The organism is Herminiimonas contaminans, assembly GCF_015645465.1.
Taxonomy (GTDB): Bacteria; Pseudomonadota; Gammaproteobacteria; order Burkholderiales; family Burkholderiaceae_D; genus Oxalicibacterium; species Oxalicibacterium contaminans.
Genome location: NZ_JADOEL010000001.1, coordinates 49,494 through 70,932 on the forward strand (window position 1 = coordinate 49,494; position 21,439 = coordinate 70,932).

A 21,439-nucleotide genomic window follows, 5' to 3' on the forward strand; every position below is an offset into this window, starting at 1 on the left:
TCAAACCTTCTCCGCCTGACCACGCTTGCGGGTCCAGGCTTGCAATAAATTAATCGTCAACAACATCAGGAACGAAGCTGTCAGCATCACCACCGCAATCGCGGTCGCACCTGCATAGTCGTACTGCTCCAGCTTGGTCACAATAAATAGTGGGGTAATCTCGGACACCATAGGCATATTGCCGGCGATGAAAATAACGGAACCGTATTCGCCGGTTGCACGTGCAAACGCCAGCGCAAAACCGGTCAGCAAGGCTGGCAACACAGTCGGGAAAATCACTTTGGTAAACGTCTGCCAATTGCTCGCACCCAGGCTGGCTGCAGCTTCTTCCAGCTCACGTTCCGCGTCTTCCAGGATAGGCTGCACGGTACGCACCACGAAAGGCAAACCAATAAACGTCAGCGCGATGATCACACCCAGCGGGGTGAACGCGACCTTGATGCCGATCGCTTCCAGATAGCGACCGATCCAGCCGTTCGGCGAATACAAAGCGGTCAGTGCGATACCGGCAACCGCAGTCGGCAATGCGAATGGCAAATCGACCATCGCATCAATAATCTTCTTGCCAGGGAATTTGTAACGCACCAGCACCCAGGCCACGATGCCGCCGAATACGGCATTCAGGAACGCACCTATCAGCGATGCGCCAAAACTCAACTTATAAGAAGCCACCACGCGATCCGAAGTCACCGCAGTCACGAATGCATCCCACGTCATCGTGAATGTTTTCAGGAACACGGCCGACAGCGGTATCAGGACGATCAGGCTGAGATAAAAGATCGTGAAGCCAAGCGACAAATTGAATCCGGGTAAAACCCTGGACGCGGTTTGTTTCCTGACAGGAAGGGCAAGGACGGCTGACATATGCTCTCTTATTACAAATATGGCTAACAGGCTGCAATAATTACACTTAGACGTTATAAAGAAAACGAATCTTTTTGCATTTTGTTAGAAGAAAAACGTATATAGAAATCAGCGTTCACTATTAATAAGAACGAGTTGGCCCCATCCGATTTCAGAAATAAGTGCTTGTAATCATGCACTTAAAAAATATTGCATATAAGGCAACGCATGGCCGAGGCCAATGGTCGCGACATACACAAATAAAAAAGGGCGATCATTGATCGCCCTTTCCTTATTAAGCCTCGCGGTGATATCACACCAAATGCTGCACTATGACTTCTTCATACTCGCCAGTATCTGCTCACACAACTGACAAGCTTCTTCGAGATGCTGCGCCAGATGCACATGCCGGGAATTGGCTTGCCACTCCTCCATCGCGGATCGGAAGGTAGCCACCCATAGCGTTGCCACCATGCGCAACTCGCTACGACGCTCGGGTTCTGGCCACACCATGATCAGGGTCTGAAGCAGTGCGCGCTCCCACTCTATAAACGATGCATGGAAACTCATCCGTAACTTCTCGGTAATGTGCATCAATTCTTCCATCGCGACGATTTCATCGTTCGCATGCCTGGAAAGATGGTCGTTGAATACCCTGCGTATGAGCTGGAATGGAATCTCATCCCGCGACGCGACAGCGATATCTTCCAGCAACGGTGACCAGCAGCCCCGGTGCCAGGCGACCAGCAGATCTTCCTTGCCCGCGAAATAAGAAAAGAAAGTACGGCGTGAAATTCCGGCCGCTACCGCGATCGCATCCAGTGTCGTCGCGTGATAGCCATGCTCGACAAACAAGCGCATACCCGCATCAACTATGCGTAGATAGGTGTCGCGCCGCTTCTGTTCGCGTAATCCGAGCGTTGCCGAGGTATCAGTTTGCTTATTCGTATTCACCAGGGCTCCTTGCAATTCTGCACTTAGCGCAATAATATTTGCACTTAGTGCAAATATTTTACTCAATTTCACCCGCTTTCCTTCTGTTACCCACACTATTTTTCAGCCGCTGTTGCGAATTCCACCCGCACGCCATGTTGTAGGAATAGGCAAAAAAGGTAGCAGTGGCCGGGTGTAGCGCAGGAGAGCAACTTGAAGCAAGCAAACATAGTAGTGGTCGGCGGCGGCATCGCCGGTCTGGAAATCGCGAGTTCATTAGGTCGAAAGTTTAAATCCGGCCATGCAAACTCCCCGCTGATCAGCGTACTTGATCGCGATTCAGCACACATCTGGAAACCCATGCTGCATACGATTGCAGCAGGTACGCGCGACATCTCACAACAACAAACTACCTACGCAGCCCAAGCCAGGGATTGCAGCTTTGCCTATCAACCGGGCGAGTTGAACGGCCTGGATCGCGCCAGCAAACAGATATCCATCGCTGCGCTCTACGCGCCGGACGGACGTTTGCTCATCCCGGAACGCACGCTTCCCTATGACAAACTGATACTGGCAGTTGGCAGCCAGGCCAATGATTTCGGCACGCCCGGCGTGCAGGAACATTGCTACATGATCGACTCCAGAGTACAGGCCGATGCCTTTAATCGCGAAGTGCGCCTGCGTATGTTCCAGTGCCTGGGTCTGGATCAGGAGCTATCGATCGCCATCGTCGGTGGTGGTGCGACCGGGGTTGAGCTGGCGGCGGAGTTGATTCAACTGGCTGAAATTGCAGAGAGCTACGGCGCCGTCGGCCTCGGATCAAAAATCCACATCACTTTGATACAAAGCGGCCCGCGCTTGCTGGATGCCTTCCCGGAATCGATTTCGCAAGCCGTCAGGGAAAAGCTGGAAGCACTGGGCATCAAGGTACTGACCAATACACGTGTGCAGTCTGCATCCGCGGACGGCTTGAACACGGCTGACGGCAACTTCATACCTGCGGCCATGTTGGTATGGGCAGCGGGCGTCAAGGCGGCTGAAGTAATGAGCCAGCTGGACGGACTGGAGTGCAATCGCAACAACCAGTTGATAGTCAATAATCGTTTGCAAACCACGCTGGATGATTCCATCTACGCGGTGGGTGATTGCGCCAGCCTGACGCTGCCGGGTGCAACGCGGGCGCTACCGCCAACCGCACAAGTGGCGCACCAGCAGGCCGTTTATCTGATCCGCCATTTCAGCAAGATACTGAACGAACAAAAATTCCCCGACTTCCGTTACCGTAATCTCGGCGCATTGGTCGCGCTGGGCGAATACGACGCCTATGCTTCCCTCGGCCAGTTTGGTCTTTTCAAGAACGGTTTTATACGCGGCAAGATTGCGCAATTGAGCCACGCGATGCTGTACCGTAGCCATCAATCCAATTTGCATGGATTCTGGCGCGGGAGTCTGCTGTGGATGGTGGACCAGCTGAATAAAAAGGTACGTCCTTCTATCCGACTGGACTAATACCCCAAGTTAAACAGGACGTAGCTGCGTAGGTGACAACACTCCCAGCCACGCTACACAGGCGATCACCAGCACCACCAGCGCGGTCTCCGTCAGCAGGCTTCTGCGCAACAAGCTGACAGCTTCGTCCTGATTGCCCGCTTGCATCGCCTGCTCCACACGTGGCCCGAGGAAGAAGCGATTCACCGTCGCGAGTGCCAGCATGCCTATGAAGAGTGCCAGCTTCACAGACAGCAACATGCCGTACTGCGTGGTGATCAAACCTTTGATCGATGGCCCTATGATCAATAGATAATTGGCGATACCTGTGCTCATCAAGGTCACCACGATCACGGTGCCGAAACGGGCAAATCCGTTTGCCGTCTTGCTCAGCACTGCGGGCGCATCGGGATGTAATCCGGGATTCATCAGCGCCAGTATCACAAAAGAAAACAGCGCGCCGACCCAGGCACCAGCAGCGAACAAATGCGCGATATCTGAAACCAGATGGATCCAGCCTTGCACGCCTTCATTCATTGCAGCATGACCTGACCAGGCCAGTGTCGCCAGCGCGAGTGCCGATAATACTGCCAGCAAACCATAACGGAATCGCGTCCCTGACCTCGCCACCACGATGACACATGCAAGCAAGGCCACCATGCGCAGCATCCATGCCAACCCCATATTGGTACCAGTGATGACCATACCGACTATATGCATGGACAACTCGCTGTAACTCTCGGCACCCGACATCGCCTTGGCCATTACCAGCATGGACGCGACCGACAGCATCAGGCTGAGCACAGCGGCGGCCGCTGTGAAGATGGCGTACTGCCTGTCAAAGTAAGCGAACTTGACTGTTAGCCGTAGCGCATACAGTCCGAATACGGCAATGCCAAACAGCGCTGCCATGCTGACGTAGAGACCAAATCGCAATGCGATATTGAGTCCGTCGTCAGCCATGGCTTATTTCACCTGGAAGGAGATGCTGCCTTTGATCGGATGCGTGTCGGCAGAGACTGCGCGCCAGTCGACGCGATAAGTACCAGCGACCAAAGGCTTAGCCGGTGTGATCACCATAGTCTTGTCATCGCTGCCACCTGCTACACCGGCGCTTATCTTCATCGCACCGTGATCCGCCATGCCCGGCATTTCAGTCATGGTGAGTGTGGCACCGGAGAACTTCTTGTTCAGCGTTTCACTGAACTTCAATTCGATAGTTGCAGGCGCTGCACCTTCGGACTTGTCAGCCGGAGTGGACGACACCAGTTCCGGATGCGCAAAGGCCGATGCCGCAAAAAACATCGCTGCTGCAGCGAAAGTAATTTTGCTAGAGAGACGGGAGAAAGACATGAGTATTCCTTTCTTTTAATAGTTAATGAAGCCAGACTTAAAACCAGAAACGCAAACCGGCAACAAAGCGTGTTTTGACTGGCTTGCCGCCTTCAGCACGTACAAAATCTGCCGTTTCGCCAAAGCTGCCGGCGCGCTCGACACCGATGTAAGGCGCAAATTGACGCGTGAATTCATAGCGCAGACGCAAGCCCGCAGACGCTTCGGCTAAACCACTGCCGAGCCTGAGTGCCGGATCGCGTTTGCCAAATGCTTGCAGTTCTACTTTGGGTTCGAGTATCAGTTTTTGCGTGATCAGGAGCTCGTAGCTGGCTTCGACTCGCAATGCGGTACGTCCACCACTACCGATATAGGCCGTGGCATCCACTTCAAACCAGTACGGTGCCAGCCCCTGGATACCAAACGCAGCCCATTGACGATCCGGGCCTTCGCGACTGGAGTCCAGACGCACACCCGCCTGCACATCCCAGTACGATGCAATTGCACGGCTCCACAGCAACTCGGTGCGTGATTCCTGGATCCGACGTTTTTCCGCATCGCCTTCGGCCTTGATGACAAAACGGTTGTAAGTGGTGCCGTACCAGCCTTGCAAGCTGTATGCGGTCGCGTCATTGCCACCGTCGTTAAACCTGCGCTCCAGTTGCTCACCGCGTAGGGATGCAAATGTATGTTCGTCTGCCAGCATCAGACGATCAACACCAGGCACCATGTAATCGCCGTCGCCCAGCTTGATGCCATTGGAATAGGCGTGCGGATCACGCGCATCTGCCGGAGCCGAACCACCCTGCATTTGCATAGCGCCGTGATCCATCGCAGGCTCGGGTGCAGCACCACCTGACATGTCGTGGCCTGCATGCGGATCGGCCGCTGCCGGCTTTGCTTTCATATCGTGACCAGCATGTGGATCAGCAGCATCCATTTGCATTGCGCCATGTCCTGCGTGCGGGTCTGTGCTCTGCGCATATGCGGCGACACTGCCGAAGGACGCGCAGACCAGCACTACGACCTGCAGATTTTTTGCTTTCAATATCATTTGCTTCCCCATCATTTCTCAGACACCACGACCTCGCGGAACATGCCCGCGTCCATGTGGAACATCAGGTGGCAATGCCAGGCCCAGCGTCCGAGCGCATCGGCCGTCACCAAAAAGCTGATGCGCTGTGCCGGTTGTACCGGCAAGGTGTGGCGACGTACGAGGAATTCACCGTCGGGACTTTCCAGGTCGCTCCACATACCGTGCAAATGCATGGGATGCGTCATCATGGTGTCGTTATGCAGGATGACGCGCAGACGTTCGCCATAACGAAAATGGATGGGTGTAGAACTACCGAATTCCAGCCCGTCTATCGACCAGCTGTAGCGCTCCATATTGCCAGTCAGGTGCAGCTCAACTTCGCGCCCGGGTTCGCGTTTATCTATCGGTCCTGATGGCGTGCGCAAGTCAGCCAGTGTCAACACGCGACGACCATTGTTACGCAAGCCTATGCCCGGATCATCCAGATTGGTACGCGCCATATCGACGCGCATATCAGTACTCGAACCATACTCGGTGCGTGCGTGCCGCGCGGTCTTGGACGGCACTGCCAGTCCGGACTTGGCTGACTTGGAGTCGCCATCCATCATGCTCATGCCATCCATGCTCATCATGCCGCCATCATCCATGCCGGACATCGCACTGTGATCCATGTTCATGCCGCCCATGCCAGCCATGCCGCTATGGTCCATACCTGCCATGCCACCGTGATTCATGCCGCCATGACCGCCCGAGCCATGCTGCATGTCCCCCATCATGTCGCGCATGGTCAGCCATTCAGCCTTGTCCAATGCAGGAACGGGAGCTTGCAGATCTTCGCGTACTGCCAGCGTGCCGCGCGCAAATCCGGTTCTGTCCATCGATTGCGCAAACAGGGTGTAAGCCTCGTCCTTGGGTTCCACCAGGACGTCTATGGTTTCACCGGGACCGAAGCGGAATTCATCTACCGTCACCGGCTCAACATCTAGACCATCGACATGCACTACCTTTAACTTCAGGCCGGGTATGCGCACGTCGTAGAAAGTATTACCTGTGCCGTTGATCATGCGCAGACGCACGCGTTCGCCCGGACGGAACAAGCCGGTCCAGTTACCGGCGGGTGTGATGCCATTGGTGAGGTAAGTGAGAGTCTTCGAAGACAGGTCCGCCAGGTCAGTCGGACTCATGCGCATCTCGTTCCACATCTTGCGTTTGTCAAAGGCTGCACCAAATCCATCACGTGCGGCATCGCGGAAGAAGTCGATCACGGTAGGCTGGTTGTAGTTGTAGTAATCGCCCTGCGACTTCAGTTTGGCGAAGACACGCATAGGATCTTCATCGGTCCAGTCGGACAGCAGCACGACATGATCGCGGTCGGCGCGTATGGTCTCGGGACCTGCCGGATCGATGATGATGGCGCCATACATGCCAGTCAGTTCCTGCATACCGGAGTGCGAGTGATACCAGTAAGTGCCGCTTTGCTGGACCTTGAAGCGATAAGTGAAAGTGGTGCCGGCCGGGATACCGGCAAAGCTGATGCCCGGCACGCCATCCATTTGATACGGCAGGATAATGCCGTGCCAGTGTATAGAGGTGCTTTCTTTCAGCTTATTGTGCACCCGTATGGTGACGGTCTCGCCTTCGCGCCAGCGCAGTGTGGGTGCGGGTAATGAACCATTGATGGTGGCCGCCAGACCCGGCTTGCCGGTGAAATTGACTGGTAACTCTTCCACTACCAGGTCAAATTCATTGCCACGCAGTACCGGCGCTGCGCCGCGACTCACCTGCTCCCCCCGTGCGACGGCACTCAGGACCGGTACCGACAGGCTGGCCAGCACCCCGCCCGCAGCCAGGCCCTGCACAAACCGTCTGCGGCTCAAGCCGGCAGAAGGAAGGATGATGGGTAATCGACGTGACATGTGTAATTCCTCAATAAATCAAACGGCGGATCAAAAACGCGATGGTAGCTATCCTAGGGGGCAACGACTGTCAGGGAAATTACCACTTCATTACATTCCTGTAATGTTGATGTCATCTTCATGCCGGATTCCATCAAGTAGCCGGTTTGACGTGTAAAAATACGCCTGTGCGTCGGCTTAGCCGGACTACCAACAGAGGAAGCAATGAAAATATTGGTCGTGGAAGACGAGAACAAGACTGCGGACTACATCCGGCAAGGCCTGCGGGAAGCCGGGTTCGTGGTTGATGTGGCACGGAATGGCCTCGACGGTCATCACATGGCCATGAACGAGTCCTACGACCTGGTACTGCTGGATGTAATGCTGCCCGATGTGGATGGTTGGCATATCGTCAAATCACTGCGCGATGCCGGACACCAGGTGCCGGTACTGTTCCTGACCGCACGTGGCAGCGTCGATGACCGCGTCAAAGGACTGGAGCTGGGGGCGGACAGCTACCTGATCAAACCGTTTGCCTTTTCTGAATTGCTGGCACATGTCAGAACCCTGTTACGACGCAGGAATGTTCCCGCCCAATCAGACCAGTTGCAGATCGCCGACCTGGTGCTCGACCTCGCACGCCGCAAGGCCACGCGCATGGGCCAGCGCATCGTGTTGACGAATAAAGAGTTTGCCTTGCTGGAACTGCTGGCACGGCGCCGTGGTGAAGTACTGCCGCGCTCGCTCATCGCGTCGCAAATCTGGGATATGAATTTCGATAGCAACACCAATGTCATCGACGTTGCGATACGCCGCCTGCGTGCCAAGATGGACGAACCGTATGAGCCCAAGCTCATCCATACCGTGCGCGGCATGGGCTACACCTTAGATATTCCGGATGAGAACTGATATGACTGGTACCAGCGCCGAGAAACGCCGCCCCGCTTCACTCGCGCTGCGGGTCACCATATTGGTCGGCATCACCACCACGCTGGTGTTCATGGCTTTCAACTGGGTGATCGTGCGTTCACTGGAAATGCACTTCGCCGAGCAGGACACCACCGAACTGCAAGCGGTCGCCGGAGCCGTGGTCAAGACTCTGAACGAAGTGCCGCATCAGGAAGGCAAGGATTCCGCGATGGCAAAACAGCTTGCCGCCATCGCCATCGGCCGTCACGGCGTCGCCTATAGCGTGTACACCAAGTCAGGCAGCCCGGTCTACATCGGTCATGGTGCAGACCTGAGCCGCTTGCTCAAGCGCGACAAATTCGATTCTGCCATCAACGACGAGGACGTCGTCATCTGGAAAGACAATGGCAGATCGTATCGTGGCGCAGCGCTGGAAGTCGGACCTGAAGCGACACCTGGCGGCACCCCGTTCATCGTCGCGATCGCGATGGACATCGACTTCCATCTGGAATTCCTGACGATGTTCAAGACCATCTTATGGTGGGCCACGCTAATCGTCTCCGTCATCGCACTCATCGTCGCCTGGTGCGCGGTGCAATGGGGCCATAGGCCGATCCGCAAGGTGTCGCGCGATATCCGCGCCATCCGTTCGTCACGCCTGGATGTGCGGCTCGATCCGACTGAAGTCCCAATCGAGCTGGAAGAACTCGCGGCATCGTTCAACGATATGCTGGGACGCATAGAAGATGGTTTTGCGAAACTGGCCAACTTCTCCGCCGACATCGCCCACGAGCTGCGCACCCCCGTCACCAACCTCGTCATGCAAACCGAAGTCGCACTCAGTCAAAGCCGCTCATCAACCGAATACCGCGAAATCTTGTATTCCAACCTGGAAGAATTCGAACGCATGAGCCGCATGATCAGCGACATGCTGTTCCTGGCACAGACCGAGAACGATCCGCACAATCTGCATCTGTCGGAAATCTCGATCGCAGCCATGATCCAGGACTTGTTCGACTACTTTGAAGCGCTGGCCGAAGAAGCCAGCATCACGCTCAAACTGGAAGGACATGCGATGCCTGTACAGGGCGACCGCGAAATGATGCTGCGCGCACTCAGCAACCTCATCTCCAACGCCATCCAGTATTCTGCCCCCGGTTCCACCGTCATCGTGCGTTTGTCGCAAGACAAACAAAAGACCACAGTAAGCGTAGAGAACCCGGGCGAACAGATCGTCAAGGAAGACTTGCCGAAACTGTTTGATCGCTTCTTCCGCACCGATCCTTCGCGCAAGCGTAAAACATCGGGTGCCGGGCTGGGTCTGGCTATCGTCAAGTCCATAGCCGAAGCGCATGGTGGGACGGTGCAGGCTACATCGGAGCAGGCGCGGATTAAGTTTGAGCTCAGCTTGCCGCATATCCAAAAGACTTAATGCGGTGACAGCTGTCACTTTATCGCGGCCCATGATAGTATACGTTTCATATACGTTTTATACATATTTTATATAAACACCAATATCATGGGCATCGTCAAAATCACCGAAGAAATGCATACCAATCTGCGCCTGACCAGCGGCGCGATGAGTCGCTCCATCAATTCGCAAGCCGAACACTGGCTGCGCGTAGGCATGATTGCAGAATTGAATCCCGGGCTTTGCTACAACGAGATCTGTCAGAAATTGATAGAGGCCGAGCAGCAGGCGGGAGCATCCAGTCGTGACATCAATCTCTCACTGGAAAAAAGCTGATGCCTAAAGTTGAAATCAAGAGCGCAGCCGACATTGCGATGCTGCGTATTTCCGGTGGCCTGGCGGCAGACGTCCTGCGCATGATAGGCGAACACGTCAAACCCGGCGTCACCACCAATCAGCTGGATAAGCTATGCCACGATTACATCGTTGATGTGCTGCATGCAGTGCCTATCAACATCGGTTATCACGGCTTCCCAAAAACGATATGCACGTCGGTCAACCATGTCATCTGCCACGGCATCCCTTCCGATAAAGTATTGAAGGATGGCGACATCATCAATATCGATGTGGCCTTGACCAAGGATGGCTGGCATGGCGATACCAGCCGCATGTATTACGTAGGCCAACCCAGCATACTCGCGAAGCGCCTGGTCGAAACGACTTATGAAGCCATGCGCGCAGGGATACTTGCAGTCAAACCCGGTGGGACATTAGGTGACGTCGGCTATGCAATTCAATCGGTCGCGCATCGTGAAGGATTCAGCATCGTGCGCGAATATTGTGGACATGGCATAGGCCGGATTTATCACGAAGACTTGCAGGTGCTGCACTACGGTCAGCCGGGTGCGGGGGTGAAGTTACAGCCCGGGATGGTGTTCACGATAGAACCAATGATTAACGCAGGCAAACGCCATTCAAAGGAATTGGCAGATGGCTGGACCGTGGTGACCAAGGATCACTCGCTCTCGGCACAATGGGAGCATATGGTGGCGGTGACGGAAACCGGATTTGAAGTCCTGACGCCGTGGCCAGACGGCTACGGCGTATACTCCCCCATCTCCGCTTGACCAATTTGCACTGCCGCCATGGCAGTGCAGGTCTGGATTGATAGCGGCATCACCGCTCTTTACCTGAGCTGCTCGACATCGGGCAACACCCAGGTTTTCTCGGCAAATTCTTTCTTCGGCCCATACAGTCGGAATAACAACTCAAACTGTCGCTTAGCATCGGTAGGCACCCAATTGGATTGCTTGCCTGCAGGTGCCGTCGGACCAAAGTAAATATCGGTCGAACCGTCTGCATTCTTTTGCACTGTCGTGTCATTCGAAGCAAGACTAGGACGTGACACGCCTTTGATGAGTGCGTGCGTCCCGCGATCATAGGCAGTCACCGACCAGTATTGTTCGATAGGCGCGTTAGGCGGAACCCTGAGGCGATAGGTATTTTTTCCCTGCAAGGGCTTGCCAGCACGATCGACGATATTGATGAGATAGAACTGGCCTGCGCCTAGCACTTTCGCGCTGAAGTAAGCCATGTGGTACATCACCGCACGACCGTCGAGTCCGTATTCATTAGGATCTGCGAAGTTGTTGCCCAGGCCATCGCGCGTTTCTGGTGGAACAGGCACCGACCAGTGCGTCCGCTCAAAGAATGGCGGCACGAAACCCCCTTCGTATTTCACGTCTATGACAGCATGCGCCTCTTGCGCAGCCTTGCTCAAGATGGCCTTGGTCTTTGCATCCGGCTTGAAGGGCTTGCCCTTTTCTATGCCCAGCGTCTTCAATGTATCTATCATGACTTTGTCGCGCGTAAGCCACGGCTCTTGCTGCACGAAGCGGTTGAGCAATTCAAAGAAACTCGCATCGTAAGGAATCGTGGCGTCAAACGGTTGGTCATAAGCATCGACAAACACCGTCGCATCCGGATTGCCACCCAGCGGATAAACCTTCACCCTCTTGCCGTGATCGACAGCAGACTTGATGTCGACGTCGCTGCGGCTCTTGAAGTTGGAGCGCAGGATCACGAAGCCACGGTAAGTTTCGGATGGCAGCACGATGTAACCATCCGGCGCTTTATCCTTGTATCCCGGTGGCGTGATCAAATACTTGGCACCCTTGCCCTTATCCATACCAGCCGGACCGACATCAGCCAGCGCGTTCTGCCACGCCACATCGAAGCTGCCAACGATCACATGGCCGGCATCAGCCGGTGGAATTTCCACCACTATCGGGCCGTTCTTCGTGTCATAGAAAGGGTTAAGGTAGATCGTGTCCGGATTGGGCGTCAGCGTCTGGTTTTTCCAATTCACCGGTCGCGACCAATAGACCACCTGATTCAGCTTGGCACCGTTATCGGACGCCGCCTGCAGCATGCGCTCGTAATTCACAGCAGGCATGCCCCACATGACAGCTTCCACTGCCCGGCGGTAGATCGTTCGCTCGACTAGGTCGGCCTTTTTTTCCACGGACGGGGAGTTTGCGCTCCACGCCGAAGTCGAGCACATGGCACATAGCGCGGTCAGGAATGCGACTAGTTTTTTCACGATGATGCTCCCTTTACTTTGCGTACAAAACATCAGTCAGATCGACATGCATGCGTGGCACCCTACTTCACCAATTCAAAGTCAGCCGGTTTCCAAGAACCATTGAAAGCGGCAGCTTCCGGACCATAAATCCGGAAATAGACGAACCAGCCCTTGCCCGGTTTGGTCTGTATCCAGTGGTTTTCTTTGCCCTTGGGTGCCTTGGGACCGAAATAGAGTTCGGTCGCACCAGTCTTGGGTACGTCCTTCAACTCAAAGAGGGAACGCAGTGCAGCCTTGCCCTGGTCCGTGACTACCTGGCTGCGTGTTTCCGCATCGTAGACAGTGACTGACCAGAACAAATGACCCGGCACAGGCTGCGGGACAACTAGCTTGTAATTTTTGCTGCCATCAAGAAAAGCTCCGGAGCCATCACGCTGGGCGAGCCAGTACAGCGATCCTGCTTGCGGATCACGACGGAACATGGCCGGTGACGAACCTATGGCCTGGAAGTACCATTTGTCGCGTGCATAGGTATCAACATAGTTGGCGGCATTGAAGTCACCATCCTCAAAGCGCAGCGCAGCCCATTCCCATTTACGATCCGGCCATACGATGCGATCTGCCCGACGGTCGGCAAAGGACTCGACACGCATCTGGGCATTGGCAATTTTTGCAGCTTCGGTCAGGATGCGTTTGCTGCGTTCATCAGGCTGAAACGGTTTGCCCTTATCAATACCCAGGGCCGCGAGTTCGCCATAGGCATCGCGATAGCCGTCGAATGGCGCTTCTTTTTGTACGACTTCGTTCAGCGCTTCCCAATATTTAAAATTGTTTTCCCAGGCCAGCGGCGTCGAATCTTGTGGCTGGGGCGTCAGGTCTTTCCATGCTGATGCGTTCCACTCCGTCCAGTTCGCATCCGGATTGAGTGGTCGTACCTTGATGGTCTTGATACGCTCAATCGCACCAGGCACGTCACCCGCTACCGGTAGTGAGCGTATACCTACCAGCATTTGATACGTCGTTGAACGCGCGATCCGATAACCTTTAGGTTCCTCCCCCTTATAGCCGGGCGGCAGGAACACGACTTTGTCACCCTTGCCCGCTGCCGGACCAGGCACTCCCAGATCCGCGACCCAGCGCTGGTTGATGTCCATAGCAATGCAGATGAGCGGCCCAGCCGGCAGTTCCACCACCATAGGCCCGTTGCTCAGATCGAGAAACAGTGGTGCGTAAGGCGTGTCGGAATTGAGTGTGTAACCTATATGCTTAGGCTGCGTATCGAGGGTGCCGGACACCTTGTTGGGGAAGATACCAATCTTTTCATTCCCCTTGAGCATTGCATATCCGGATACCGTCGGATAAAAAATGCGATAGGTCTGGATAGCGCGATTCAGGTCCAGGCTGTCGTATGCCTTGCGTACAGTTTCTGGCGTCGGATAACCACCCTTGAATTTGTAATCATCTGCATATGCAGGTGAACCTGCAAGCACTCCCAGCAGCGTCATGGCAAACAATGAAATTCCGGTTTTCATGCGATGTTCCTTTCACTTTGTTAGACACAAACAAGCAGGAAAATAAACAGCAGGAGTGCAGTTTACGGGCGACCAGCGAGACACACCGCGATGCCGCAGCATGTAGCGAAACTCAAAATAGCAAAATGAAAGAGGCAGTGCTATTGCCTGTAGGGACTAGTGGCATTGCCCTTTAGGGCAGAACTTTTTGCAGACTGGCGTGGGAACACCCCATGAACATGGAGCGCGAAAAAGGAAAAGCCCGCATCCTGATATGAGATGCGGGCTTTTATGCGAACGGCTAGCAGCCGCTGGCTAGTTACACAAACACCAGTTGCCCTCGCATCGCGGCGACGAAGACGTAGCCGATGAAGGTACCAAGGATAGCGAAAATACCGCCGAGCACGTTCGGTGCCGGGATAGGTGCGCGCACCGATGTGTAGATGAGGCCGGTAACAAGTCCGACAACGGACGCCAGAATTTCGGTTTGACCGAAGCCAATTTCAACCATGATAGTCTCCTGTATTTTTTAAATGAGTGATGGCGTAAGTGCCTTATTTTTTCGGCGCGCCGAAGACTACCGCTTTACGTACGCGCTGCACGATCAGGTAACCGATGTAGGTAAAGATGATCGCGAAGATGCCGCCGAGCACCGGTGGTGCTGGAATCGGCAAACTCAGCCATGAGTACAGGGTGCCTGTGATGAGACCGACGACCAGCGCCACGATTTCATTTCTGCCTACATAGACGTGTTCTACTTGCATGTTTACTTCTCCTCCTGGTTGGTCGGCAATAGTTGCCGCTTAAAATTTTTGCATCTGGCTGGCACCTGACTTGCGTCAGTGCCGGCTCAACTCTTTTACTTCGGGAAAATGGCTTTCTTGATGATGGCGTGTACGCCCCAGTTGCCATCCACCACCTGCGTGATACCAAAGTCGACCGATACCGAGATCAGCGAGATTGCTTCGTCTTCGGTCAGGTCGCGGGTATCCATCAGGAAGCGACGGGTCTTGTTGAAGGCATCAGTCATCGCGGTATCCAGCGAGGATTTCTCGAGGATCTTGGTTTCTGCATTGTCGCCGAGTTCCTTCAGGTAGTTAGGTAAGCTGAAGCCGTGCAGAACCAGCTCGCTTGCTGTTTCCAGCAATGGATAGTCGAGGCCATACAGTTTGGTACCTGGCAGATCCGCTTTCTTGTGCAGGATGAATTGGAACAAGCCGGTCAACGAGCATTCGATCGCCGTGCCGCACAGCTCCGCGTCACCTTGCGATGCATGCGGATCACCGACCGAGAACATACCGCCTGCCACTGCGACCGGGAAGAACGCAGTCGCGCCTTTACCCATACGCCAGTTATCGAAGTTACCGCCGGTATAGCCCGGTGGAATCGACGACACGATGTCTGCTTCAACTGGTGCCACACCTATCATGCCGAAGTGCGGACGCACAGGGATTTCATAACCCTTGAGTACGTCATAGTTCGGTTTGATCGAGTTCTTGTCGACTGGTACGCCTGGATAGTCGATGATCGGATGGACGACGCCGAACGGATCGGTTTGCGGTGTCCAGCGATAGTTATATACAGCCTTGGCCCACGATTGCTCGCCTTTGGCGTCGACTTCATAAATCGTGATGACTTCACGGCCTTTAGGCTCGGTGATCAGATTGTTGTAGTGGAAACCCCAGTTACTCGCAGCATTGGAACCGAAAGTTTTGCCGCGATAGTCAGGGTTGCCCGATGGACGTTGCATGGTATCGACGATGCGCACTTCGAGCACGTCACCCGGTTCCGCACCATTGATAAAGATAGGGCCGGTACAAACGTGCACGCCGATACCACCGCCTGCGCCGAGTGGATGATCCATAGGACCCATGCCGCGACGGTCGACGGCCTTGCTCTTGGCATCCCAATGGAAAATGGCTTCGACGCCCTTGTCGCCCTTGACCATACGGTCAATATCGTCATTCGAGTGATGGGTCACGGTTTCTATCGTGACGTAGTCACCGGATTCCACCTTCAGCAGCGGATCCATCTTTTTGCTGAAGAAGCCCCAGTGCACGGTTTTATCGTTGGCTGGAACGTAGTAGTGACTGACTTGTTCGCCCGCTTTCTTGGATGGCAGTGCACGCTGGGTGACACCGGCCAGGCCCAGGGTACCTGCACTTGGCGTGCCGCCTATCGCGGTGCGCAGGTTCTTACGGGCTTCGGCAAATTCGCCCATCAAATCGGGATCGTTCAGATGCGAAAAGTGGTTGCATCCAGCACTGCAAATATGGTCTGACATAATGCTCGTCTCCTAATTATTTATTCTGATATGCCACTGTGTTGTGGTCTGGTTCAGATCATAGGAGCGCCTGATTTCGGAATCTTGTCTGCAAGCGTACGATTTGTTGTCAAATCCAGCGCTCAAGCGCGTTAAACGAGGATCCGGAGCCGAAAAAGACTATTCCCTGTGCACCTGCAACATCCTCATGCCCGCACGACCATCCCTTGCAATTTTGCAGATATACCTTGGTATATCCGGGGTATGCGTATAGTCAGTAAATAGGGTCTAAGGCACACTGGTTCTAAGCCGACGCGAATGGCAAAATTCATGCCGTTGCATAAATACCGGAACGCAAGCATTTATGCGGCATCGCAATATCGCCGCGGGCTCGTTAGTCGCCCTCATTTTTTATTTGCCCAGGAGCTGAGCATGGACCCCGACTCTAGTTGTAGTCACAACACTCTCCCTATTTCTTTACCACTTTCCATTCATCTGGCTCCTGGCCGGAGGCCGCTCATCGCCTGATCACTGAGCCAGCTTCCTGCCGGGTCCGTACTTAAGGAAGCTGCTCATGAAACACCACATCTACCTCGCACTACGCGCAGCCGTCGCCAGCCGTCGCATCGGCAACCTGCAACAGCTCTTCACCGAACACGGTGTACTCGCATTCACCGAGGCACTGTTGAACTGCTCGCCACGTGTGGCAGCCGATGCGCTGTCCCTGCTCTCCGCGTCGGAACGCACCTCGATATTGCGTCACCTGCCGCAGAGCGCACGCGAAAAACTGCGCCCTATGGGTTTTCAGCTGGAGCAAAACATCACTAATCCCTGCCGCGTTCCGGCGCACCAACTCCGGAGGCAATTCGCATGATGTCCCTACTCGTCACCGGTGTGTACACCGAACTATCCCAAGTCACGCACAACGCGACTCAAGGGAGCGGCCCGCATACCTATGTCAAAAAACATACGCGCCCATTCATCGCTGTCATTACGCTGGTATTGCTGTGTATCGCCCTTGCAGGTTGCAATGAACAGCCCGCAAAGGCGGAAACGCATAAAGACAAGGACACAGCAGTCATACGCAAAGGCAGCGTGATAGAAGTATCGGAAGCGTCGCCACTGCGCGCACGCCTGGTGGTCGAAGCGGTAGAGCTCAGCGAGATCGAACGCTCGCTGACTGCACCCGGCGTCATCGAAGCCGTCGCGGAAAAACTGGTCAAGGTTGCGCCACCGGTACCCGGCCGCATCATCCGTTTGCAGCGTACGCTGGGTGATCCGGTCAAGGCTGGCGATCCGCTCTTCACACTCGACTCGGCAGAAATCTCCAGCGCCCGTTCCGAATATACGAAAGCCCGTAACGCACAAGCACAGGCACAGCGTGACTTCGCACGCCAGAAGTTGCTGTTTGATGCTGACATCACGGCAAAGAAGGATTACGAAGCAGCACAGCTGACCATGGATAGCGCCGACAGCGATGCCCATGCGGCAGCGGATCGGCTGGCGCAACTGGGCGTCGCGAAGCAAACCCACTCCCGCAGCGAATATGTACTGCGCTCGCCTATCAGCGGCCGTGTGATTGAGATGGCAGGTTCACAAGGTGGCTACTGGAATGACATCAATGCACCGATCATGACGGTGGCCGACCTGTCCACCGTCTGGCTCACCGCCAATGTGGCGGAACGCGATCTCAGGCAAGTGTTCGTCGGACAAAAAGCGCACATCACACTCAATGCCTACCCCGATCAGCAAGTCGAAGGCATCGTGCGCTACGTCGGCGAAATACTGGACCCGGAAACCCGCAGCGTCAAAGTACGCGTCGCTGTGACCAACACAGATGGACGTTTCCGTCCTGGCATGTTTGCGCATGTAGCGTTTGACGGACAGAAACAGGAAGCGCTCACGATACCGCTGTCAGCCATCCAGCAGAACGGACTGGAAGTGCGTGTCTTCATCGAACAGGGAGCGCACCACTACACGCCGCGTACCGTGACTGTCGGCGCGCAACTGCATGATCGCGTGGAAGTGACTTCCGGCCTGAAACTCGGCGACCGCATCGTCATCAAGGATGGAGTGCTGCTCAATGATTGAACGCATCGTCCATACCTGCTTTCATCGCCGCGGCATCGTCTGGCTGGTGTTTGCTTTCGCCGCCTTGTATGGCGTCTTCAGCTGGAAACAACTACCTCTGGAAGCCTACCCCGACATCGCCGACGTGACCTCGCAGATAGTCACGCAAGTACCCGGCCTCGCAGCGGAGGAGATAGAACAGCAAATCACGGTACCGCTGGAACGTGCATTGCTGGCTACGCCCGGCATGCATGTACTGCGCTCGCGCAGCCTGTTCGGCCTGTCCCTCATCACCGTCGTGTTCCAGGATGGCGTTGATGGTTACTGGGCACGCCAGCGCCTGCAGGAACGGCTGAATGAAGTCGATCTGCCGTATGACGCCAAAGCCAGCCTGGATCCGTACACCTCGCCGACCGGCGAAATTTATCGCTACACGCTGGAAAGCAATACCCACAGCTTGCGTGAACTATCCGAACTACAGTTCTGGAGCGTCATCCCGCGTCTGAAAAAAATACAGGGCGTGGTCGATGTGACCAACTATGGTGGCCTCACGACCCAGTTCATGCTGGAACTCGATCCGGCACGCCTGACCCAGTATGGTCTCACCTTGAGTGAAGTGATCGATGCAATTAACGCCAATAATCAAAGCGGCGGCGGCAGCGTCATTGATCGCGGCGAACTATCCTATGTCGTGCGCGGCGTCGGCTTGCTGCGCTCACTGGACGATATGGGCAACGTCGTCATCAAAAGCGTAGGCGGCGTGCCAGTCCTTACCAAAGACCTGGGCAAGCTCACCTACGGCAATGTGGAACGACGCGGTATCCTCGGCAAGGACGACAAGGCGGATTCGATTTCCGGCGTCATCCTGCTGCTCAAGGACAGCAATCCATCGATCGCCCTGAACGGCATCCATGAAGCAGTACGCGAGATCAATGACAAACTATTGCCGCGCGGCGTCAAACTAGTGCCCTATCTGGATCGCAGCAGCCTGATCGAAGCGACCACGCATACGGTAGGCAAGACGCTGCTGGAAGGGATGATAGTCGTCACGCTGGTACTGCTGCTCTTCCTCGGTAGCCCGCGTGCGGCGCTGATCGTCGCACTCACGGTACCGCTGGCGCTGCTATTTGCCTTCAGTTTCATGCATCACGCCAAGGTACCGGCCAACCTGCTATCGCTGGGTGCGATCGACTTTGGCATCCTGGTCGATGGTGCAGTGGTGGTAGTGGAAAACATCTTGCGCCGCCGTGAAAAGCAGGAAGGCAAAGCGCTGACACCGCGTGATGCGATCACCGCCACGCTGCAAGTCGCACGCCCCATCTTCTTTGGCATGAGTGTCATTGCCGCTGCCTACCTGCCGCTGTTTGCGTTTGAACGCATCGAGTACAAGCTGTTCTCGCCTATGGCGTATGCAGTTGGTGCTGCGCTCGTCGGTGCACTCGCAGTGGCGCTGATGCTGACGCCCGGCCTGGCATGGCTGGCATTCCGCCGCCCGCGCAAGATCTTCCACAACCCGGTACTGGAAAAACTCAACACAGCTTACGCCGCCTTCCTCAATCGCACTGTTGGTCAGTGGCGCTGGCTGGCAGCCAGCATAGCCGCCATGCTGGTCACGCTATTGCTGCTGGCCGGAACCATAGGGCGCGACTTCCTGCCCTATCTGGATGAAGGCTCAATCTGGTTACAAGTGCAAATGCCGTCCGGCATCACGCTGGACAAAGCCAGCGAAATGGCGACCGAGCTGCGCAAAGCTACGCTGGAATTCCCCGAAGTCTCCAGCGTCGTCACGCAAACCGGCCGCAACGATGACGGTACCGACTACTGGACGCCTTCGCATATCGAGGCCAGCATTGCGCTGCATCCTTACGACAGCTGGAAGTCTGGTATCAGCAAGCAGGAATTGATACGTCGGCTCGGTGAACGCTATGCGCAAATGCCCGGCTACGCCATCGGCTTCATGCAACCGATGATAGATGGCGTGCAAGACAAACTATCCGGCGCGCACAGCGACCTGACAGTGAAGATCTTTGGCCCTGATCTGGAAGAAGACCGCCGTATCGCCGAGCATGTCGCTACCACCTTGCGCAAGGTGCCCGGTGCGGCTGACGTGGTAGTCGACGTTGAACCACCACTGCCGAATTTGCGCATAGACCTGGATCGTGCGGCAGCGGCACGCTATGGCATCAATGCTTCTGACGTCGCGCAGCTGATCTCCACCGGTATCGGTGGCGCCTCCATCGGGCAACTCTATGTCGGTGAAAAGAACTACGACATGACCGTGCGTTTCTCGCCGGAGACCCGCGCCAACCCGCAAGCGATCGCCGACCTGCGCCTGACCGCTGTCAATGGTGCCAAGATACCGCTGGCCGATGTAGCGCGTATCAGTACCACCACCGGCCAGAGTGTCATCGTGCGTGAACGTGGCGAACGCCACATCCTGGTCAAGCTGAATGTACACGGCCGCGATCTGGCCAGCTTTCTGGCCGAAGCGCAGCCAACCATAGAGCGCGAGGTCGAATACGACAAACAGCGCCTGCACATTGAATGGGGTGGACAGTTCGAAAACCTGCAACGTGCCGAAGCACGCCTGTTCGTGATCCTGCCGCTGACGCTGGGCATCATGCTCCTGCTGCTGTTCGGTGAATTTGGCAACCTGCGCCAGCCCTTGCTGGTGCTGGGCGTCGTACCGCTAGCCATGGTCGGAGGTTTTGCCGGGCTGCATTTGCGCGGCATGACATTGAACGTTTCGAGCGCGGTCGGCTTCATCGCTCTGTTTGGCGTCGCGGTACTCGGTGGCGTATTGATGGTCGCCCAAATCAATCGCTTGCGGCGCGATGAAGGGAAATCACTGCATGAGGCTGTGCTCGAAGGCGCGACCAGTCGCATGCGTCCGGTACTCATGACCGCCACCGTCGCCGCCTTCGGCCTGACCCCGGCGATGCTGGCCACCGGTCTAGGCAGCGACGTACAGCGCCCGCTCGCGACCGTCGTGGTGTTCGGCCTGATCAGCGCGACTGCATTGACGCTGCTGATGCTACCCGCCCTTTACCAATTGATAGAAGCCAGCGTCGAAACCAAAGCCTTGCTGCGTGCGCAAAAAGCGCAAGCAACAGACGGTGCCAGCGACGAAGTTGGCTCACTGCCTAACAGCTGAATCGGAGCTG

General features: G+C 55.5%; 19 protein-coding genes. 8 read left to right on the top strand and 11 right to left on the bottom strand.

Features of this window, described 5'->3' with window-relative positions; genetic code table 11:
* On the bottom strand, positions 1–864 hold the full coding sequence (cysT, locus tag IXC47_RS00215) for a sulfate ABC transporter permease subunit CysT (protein WP_195874357.1): 864 nt from the start codon (positions 862–864) through the stop codon (positions 1–3).
* Positions 865–1,173: 309 nt separating this feature from the next.
* Positions 1,174–1,797, bottom strand: a complete 624-nt coding sequence (locus IXC47_RS00220; RefSeq protein WP_326838339.1) for a TetR/AcrR family transcriptional regulator — start codon at positions 1,795–1,797, stop codon at positions 1,174–1,176.
* 192 nt (positions 1,798–1,989) lie between these two features.
* On the opposite strand from IXC47_RS00220, the gene IXC47_RS00225 reads away from it, so the two are divergent.
* A complete protein-coding gene (locus tag IXC47_RS00225) occupies positions 1,990–3,285 on the top strand; it encodes an NAD(P)/FAD-dependent oxidoreductase (RefSeq protein ID WP_195874358.1) in 1,296 nt (431 codons plus the stop codon).
* Between the two features lie 9 nt (positions 3,286–3,294).
* Here IXC47_RS00225 and copD read toward each other — a convergent pair whose 3' ends face one another.
* The 4 genes from copD to IXC47_RS00245 are packed head-to-tail and all read right to left on the bottom strand — an operon-like array spanning position 3,295 to position 7,548.
* The gene (gene copD / locus IXC47_RS00230) at positions 3,295–4,227 is read right to left on the bottom strand and encodes a copper homeostasis membrane protein CopD (RefSeq protein ID WP_195874359.1); all 933 of its coding nucleotides are present in this window, start codon (positions 4,225–4,227) and stop codon (positions 3,295–3,297) included.
* A 3-nt stretch (positions 4,228–4,230) separates the two neighbouring features.
* Entirely contained in the window at positions 4,231–4,617 is a 387-nt protein-coding gene (gene copC, locus IXC47_RS00235; RefSeq protein WP_175625281.1) for a copper homeostasis periplasmic binding protein CopC, read from the bottom strand.
* A 37-nt stretch (positions 4,618–4,654) separates the two neighbouring features.
* Positions 4,655–5,650: a copper resistance protein B gene (locus tag IXC47_RS00240; RefSeq protein ID WP_230089315.1), complete on the bottom strand. Its 996-nt coding sequence runs from the start codon at positions 5,648–5,650 to the stop codon at positions 4,655–4,657.
* An 11-nt stretch (positions 5,651–5,661) separates the two neighbouring features.
* Positions 5,662–7,548 (bottom strand): copper resistance system multicopper oxidase, encoded by a 1,887-nt coding sequence (locus IXC47_RS00245; RefSeq protein WP_195874360.1) that lies wholly within the window; start codon positions 7,546–7,548, stop codon positions 5,662–5,664.
* Positions 7,549–7,752: 204 nt separating this feature from the next.
* On the opposite strand from IXC47_RS00245, the gene IXC47_RS00250 reads away from it, so the two are divergent.
* From IXC47_RS00250 to map, 4 genes are all read left to right on the top strand, one after another.
* Positions 7,753–8,436, top strand: a complete 684-nt coding sequence (locus IXC47_RS00250; protein ID WP_175625279.1) for a heavy metal response regulator transcription factor — start codon at positions 7,753–7,755, stop codon at positions 8,434–8,436.
* Between the two features lies 1 nt (position 8,437).
* Complete coding sequence (locus IXC47_RS00255; protein WP_230089316.1) at positions 8,438–9,868, top strand: Cu(+)/Ag(+) sensor histidine kinase; 1,431 nt, start codon at positions 8,438–8,440, stop codon at positions 9,866–9,868.
* An 87-nt stretch (positions 9,869–9,955) separates the two neighbouring features.
* Positions 9,956–10,183 (top strand): ParD-like family protein, encoded by a 228-nt coding sequence (locus IXC47_RS00260; RefSeq protein WP_175625277.1) that lies wholly within the window; start codon positions 9,956–9,958, stop codon positions 10,181–10,183.
* On the top strand, positions 10,183–10,974 hold the full coding sequence (gene map / locus IXC47_RS00265) for a type I methionyl aminopeptidase (protein ID WP_230089317.1): 792 nt from the start codon (positions 10,183–10,185) through the stop codon (positions 10,972–10,974). The genes IXC47_RS00260 and map overlap by 1 nt, the downstream gene beginning before the upstream one ends.
* Before the next feature lie 59 nt (positions 10,975–11,033).
* On the opposite strand, the gene IXC47_RS00270 is transcribed toward map, so the two are convergent.
* From IXC47_RS00270 to IXC47_RS00290, 5 genes are all read right to left on the bottom strand, one after another.
* Positions 11,034–12,449 carry a DUF1254 domain-containing protein gene (locus IXC47_RS00270; RefSeq protein WP_217703442.1) on the bottom strand — a complete coding sequence of 472 codons (1,416 nt, stop codon included), beginning with the start codon at positions 12,447–12,449 and terminating at the stop codon, positions 11,034–11,036.
* Between the two features lie 62 nt (positions 12,450–12,511).
* On the bottom strand, positions 12,512–13,963 hold the full coding sequence (locus IXC47_RS00275; RefSeq protein ID WP_195874362.1) for a DUF1254 domain-containing protein: 1,452 nt from the start codon (positions 13,961–13,963) through the stop codon (positions 12,512–12,514).
* A gap of 298 nt (positions 13,964–14,261) precedes the next feature.
* A complete protein-coding gene (locus IXC47_RS00280) occupies positions 14,262–14,453 on the bottom strand; it encodes a DUF1427 family protein (RefSeq protein ID WP_175625274.1) in 192 nt (63 codons plus the stop codon).
* 43 nt (positions 14,454–14,496) lie between these two features.
* Entirely contained in the window at positions 14,497–14,706 is a 210-nt protein-coding gene (locus IXC47_RS00285) for a XapX domain-containing protein (RefSeq protein ID WP_175625273.1), read from the bottom strand.
* Between the two features lie 95 nt (positions 14,707–14,801).
* Positions 14,802–16,226 (bottom strand): acetamidase/formamidase family protein, encoded by a 1,425-nt coding sequence (locus tag IXC47_RS00290; RefSeq protein ID WP_195874363.1) that lies wholly within the window; start codon positions 16,224–16,226, stop codon positions 14,802–14,804.
* Positions 16,227–16,779: 553 nt separating this feature from the next.
* Here IXC47_RS00290 and IXC47_RS00295 point away from each other — a divergent pair.
* Genes IXC47_RS00295 through IXC47_RS00305 form a run of 3 tightly spaced genes read left to right on the top strand, consistent with a single transcriptional unit; the run spans position 16,780 to position 21,429 of the window.
* Entirely contained in the window at positions 16,780–17,079 is a 300-nt protein-coding gene (locus IXC47_RS00295; protein WP_175625271.1) for a hypothetical protein, read from the top strand.
* Complete coding sequence (locus tag IXC47_RS00300) at positions 17,076–18,296, top strand: efflux RND transporter periplasmic adaptor subunit (RefSeq protein WP_230089318.1); 1,221 nt, start codon at positions 17,076–17,078, stop codon at positions 18,294–18,296. Before IXC47_RS00295 ends, IXC47_RS00300 begins: the two co-directional genes overlap by 4 nt.
* On the top strand, positions 18,289–21,429 hold the full coding sequence (locus tag IXC47_RS00305) for an efflux RND transporter permease subunit (RefSeq protein ID WP_195874364.1): 3,141 nt from the start codon (positions 18,289–18,291) through the stop codon (positions 21,427–21,429). Before IXC47_RS00300 ends, IXC47_RS00305 begins: the two co-directional genes overlap by 8 nt.
* The last annotated feature ends 10 nt before the right edge of the window (positions 21,430–21,439 follow it).

What these genes read in the sequence shown, in the direction of transcription:
- IXC47_RS00305 (WP_195874364.1), top strand. Translation starts at nt 18,289, where the DNA reads ATGATTGAACGCATCGTCCATACCTGCTTTCATCGCCGCGGCATCGTC.
- IXC47_RS00260 (WP_175625277.1), top strand. Translation starts at nt 9,956, where the DNA reads ATGGGCATCGTCAAAATCACCGAAGAAATGCATACCAATCTGCGCCTG.
- IXC47_RS00275 (WP_195874362.1), bottom strand. Translation starts at nt 13,963, where the DNA reads ATGAAAACCGGAATTTCATTGTTTGCCATGACGCTGCTGGGAGTGCTT.
- map (WP_230089317.1), top strand. Translation starts at nt 10,183, where the DNA reads ATGCCTAAAGTTGAAATCAAGAGCGCAGCCGACATTGCGATGCTGCGT.
- copD (WP_195874359.1), bottom strand. Translation starts at nt 4,227, where the DNA reads ATGGCTGACGACGGACTCAATATCGCATTGCGATTTGGTCTCTACGTC.
- IXC47_RS00300 (WP_230089318.1), top strand. Translation starts at nt 17,076, where the DNA reads ATGATGTCCCTACTCGTCACCGGTGTGTACACCGAACTATCCCAAGTC.
- IXC47_RS00245 (WP_195874360.1), bottom strand. Translation starts at nt 7,548, where the DNA reads ATGTCACGTCGATTACCCATCATCCTTCCTTCTGCCGGCTTGAGCCGC.
- copC (WP_175625281.1), bottom strand. Translation starts at nt 4,617, where the DNA reads ATGTCTTTCTCCCGTCTCTCTAGCAAAATTACTTTCGCTGCAGCAGCG.
- IXC47_RS00240 (WP_230089315.1), bottom strand. Translation starts at nt 5,650, where the DNA reads ATGATATTGAAAGCAAAAAATCTGCAGGTCGTAGTGCTGGTCTGCGCG.
- IXC47_RS00285 (WP_175625273.1), bottom strand. Translation starts at nt 14,706, where the DNA reads ATGCAAGTAGAACACGTCTATGTAGGCAGAAATGAAATCGTGGCGCTG.
- IXC47_RS00280 (WP_175625274.1), bottom strand. Translation starts at nt 14,453, where the DNA reads ATGGTTGAAATTGGCTTCGGTCAAACCGAAATTCTGGCGTCCGTTGTC.
- IXC47_RS00295 (WP_175625271.1), top strand. Translation starts at nt 16,780, where the DNA reads ATGAAACACCACATCTACCTCGCACTACGCGCAGCCGTCGCCAGCCGT.
- IXC47_RS00290 (WP_195874363.1), bottom strand. Translation starts at nt 16,226, where the DNA reads ATGTCAGACCATATTTGCAGTGCTGGATGCAACCACTTTTCGCATCTG.
- IXC47_RS00250 (WP_175625279.1), top strand. Translation starts at nt 7,753, where the DNA reads ATGAAAATATTGGTCGTGGAAGACGAGAACAAGACTGCGGACTACATC.
- IXC47_RS00255 (WP_230089316.1), top strand. Translation starts at nt 8,438, where the DNA reads ATGACTGGTACCAGCGCCGAGAAACGCCGCCCCGCTTCACTCGCGCTG.
- cysT (WP_195874357.1), bottom strand. Translation starts at nt 864, where the DNA reads ATGTCAGCCGTCCTTGCCCTTCCTGTCAGGAAACAAACCGCGTCCAGG.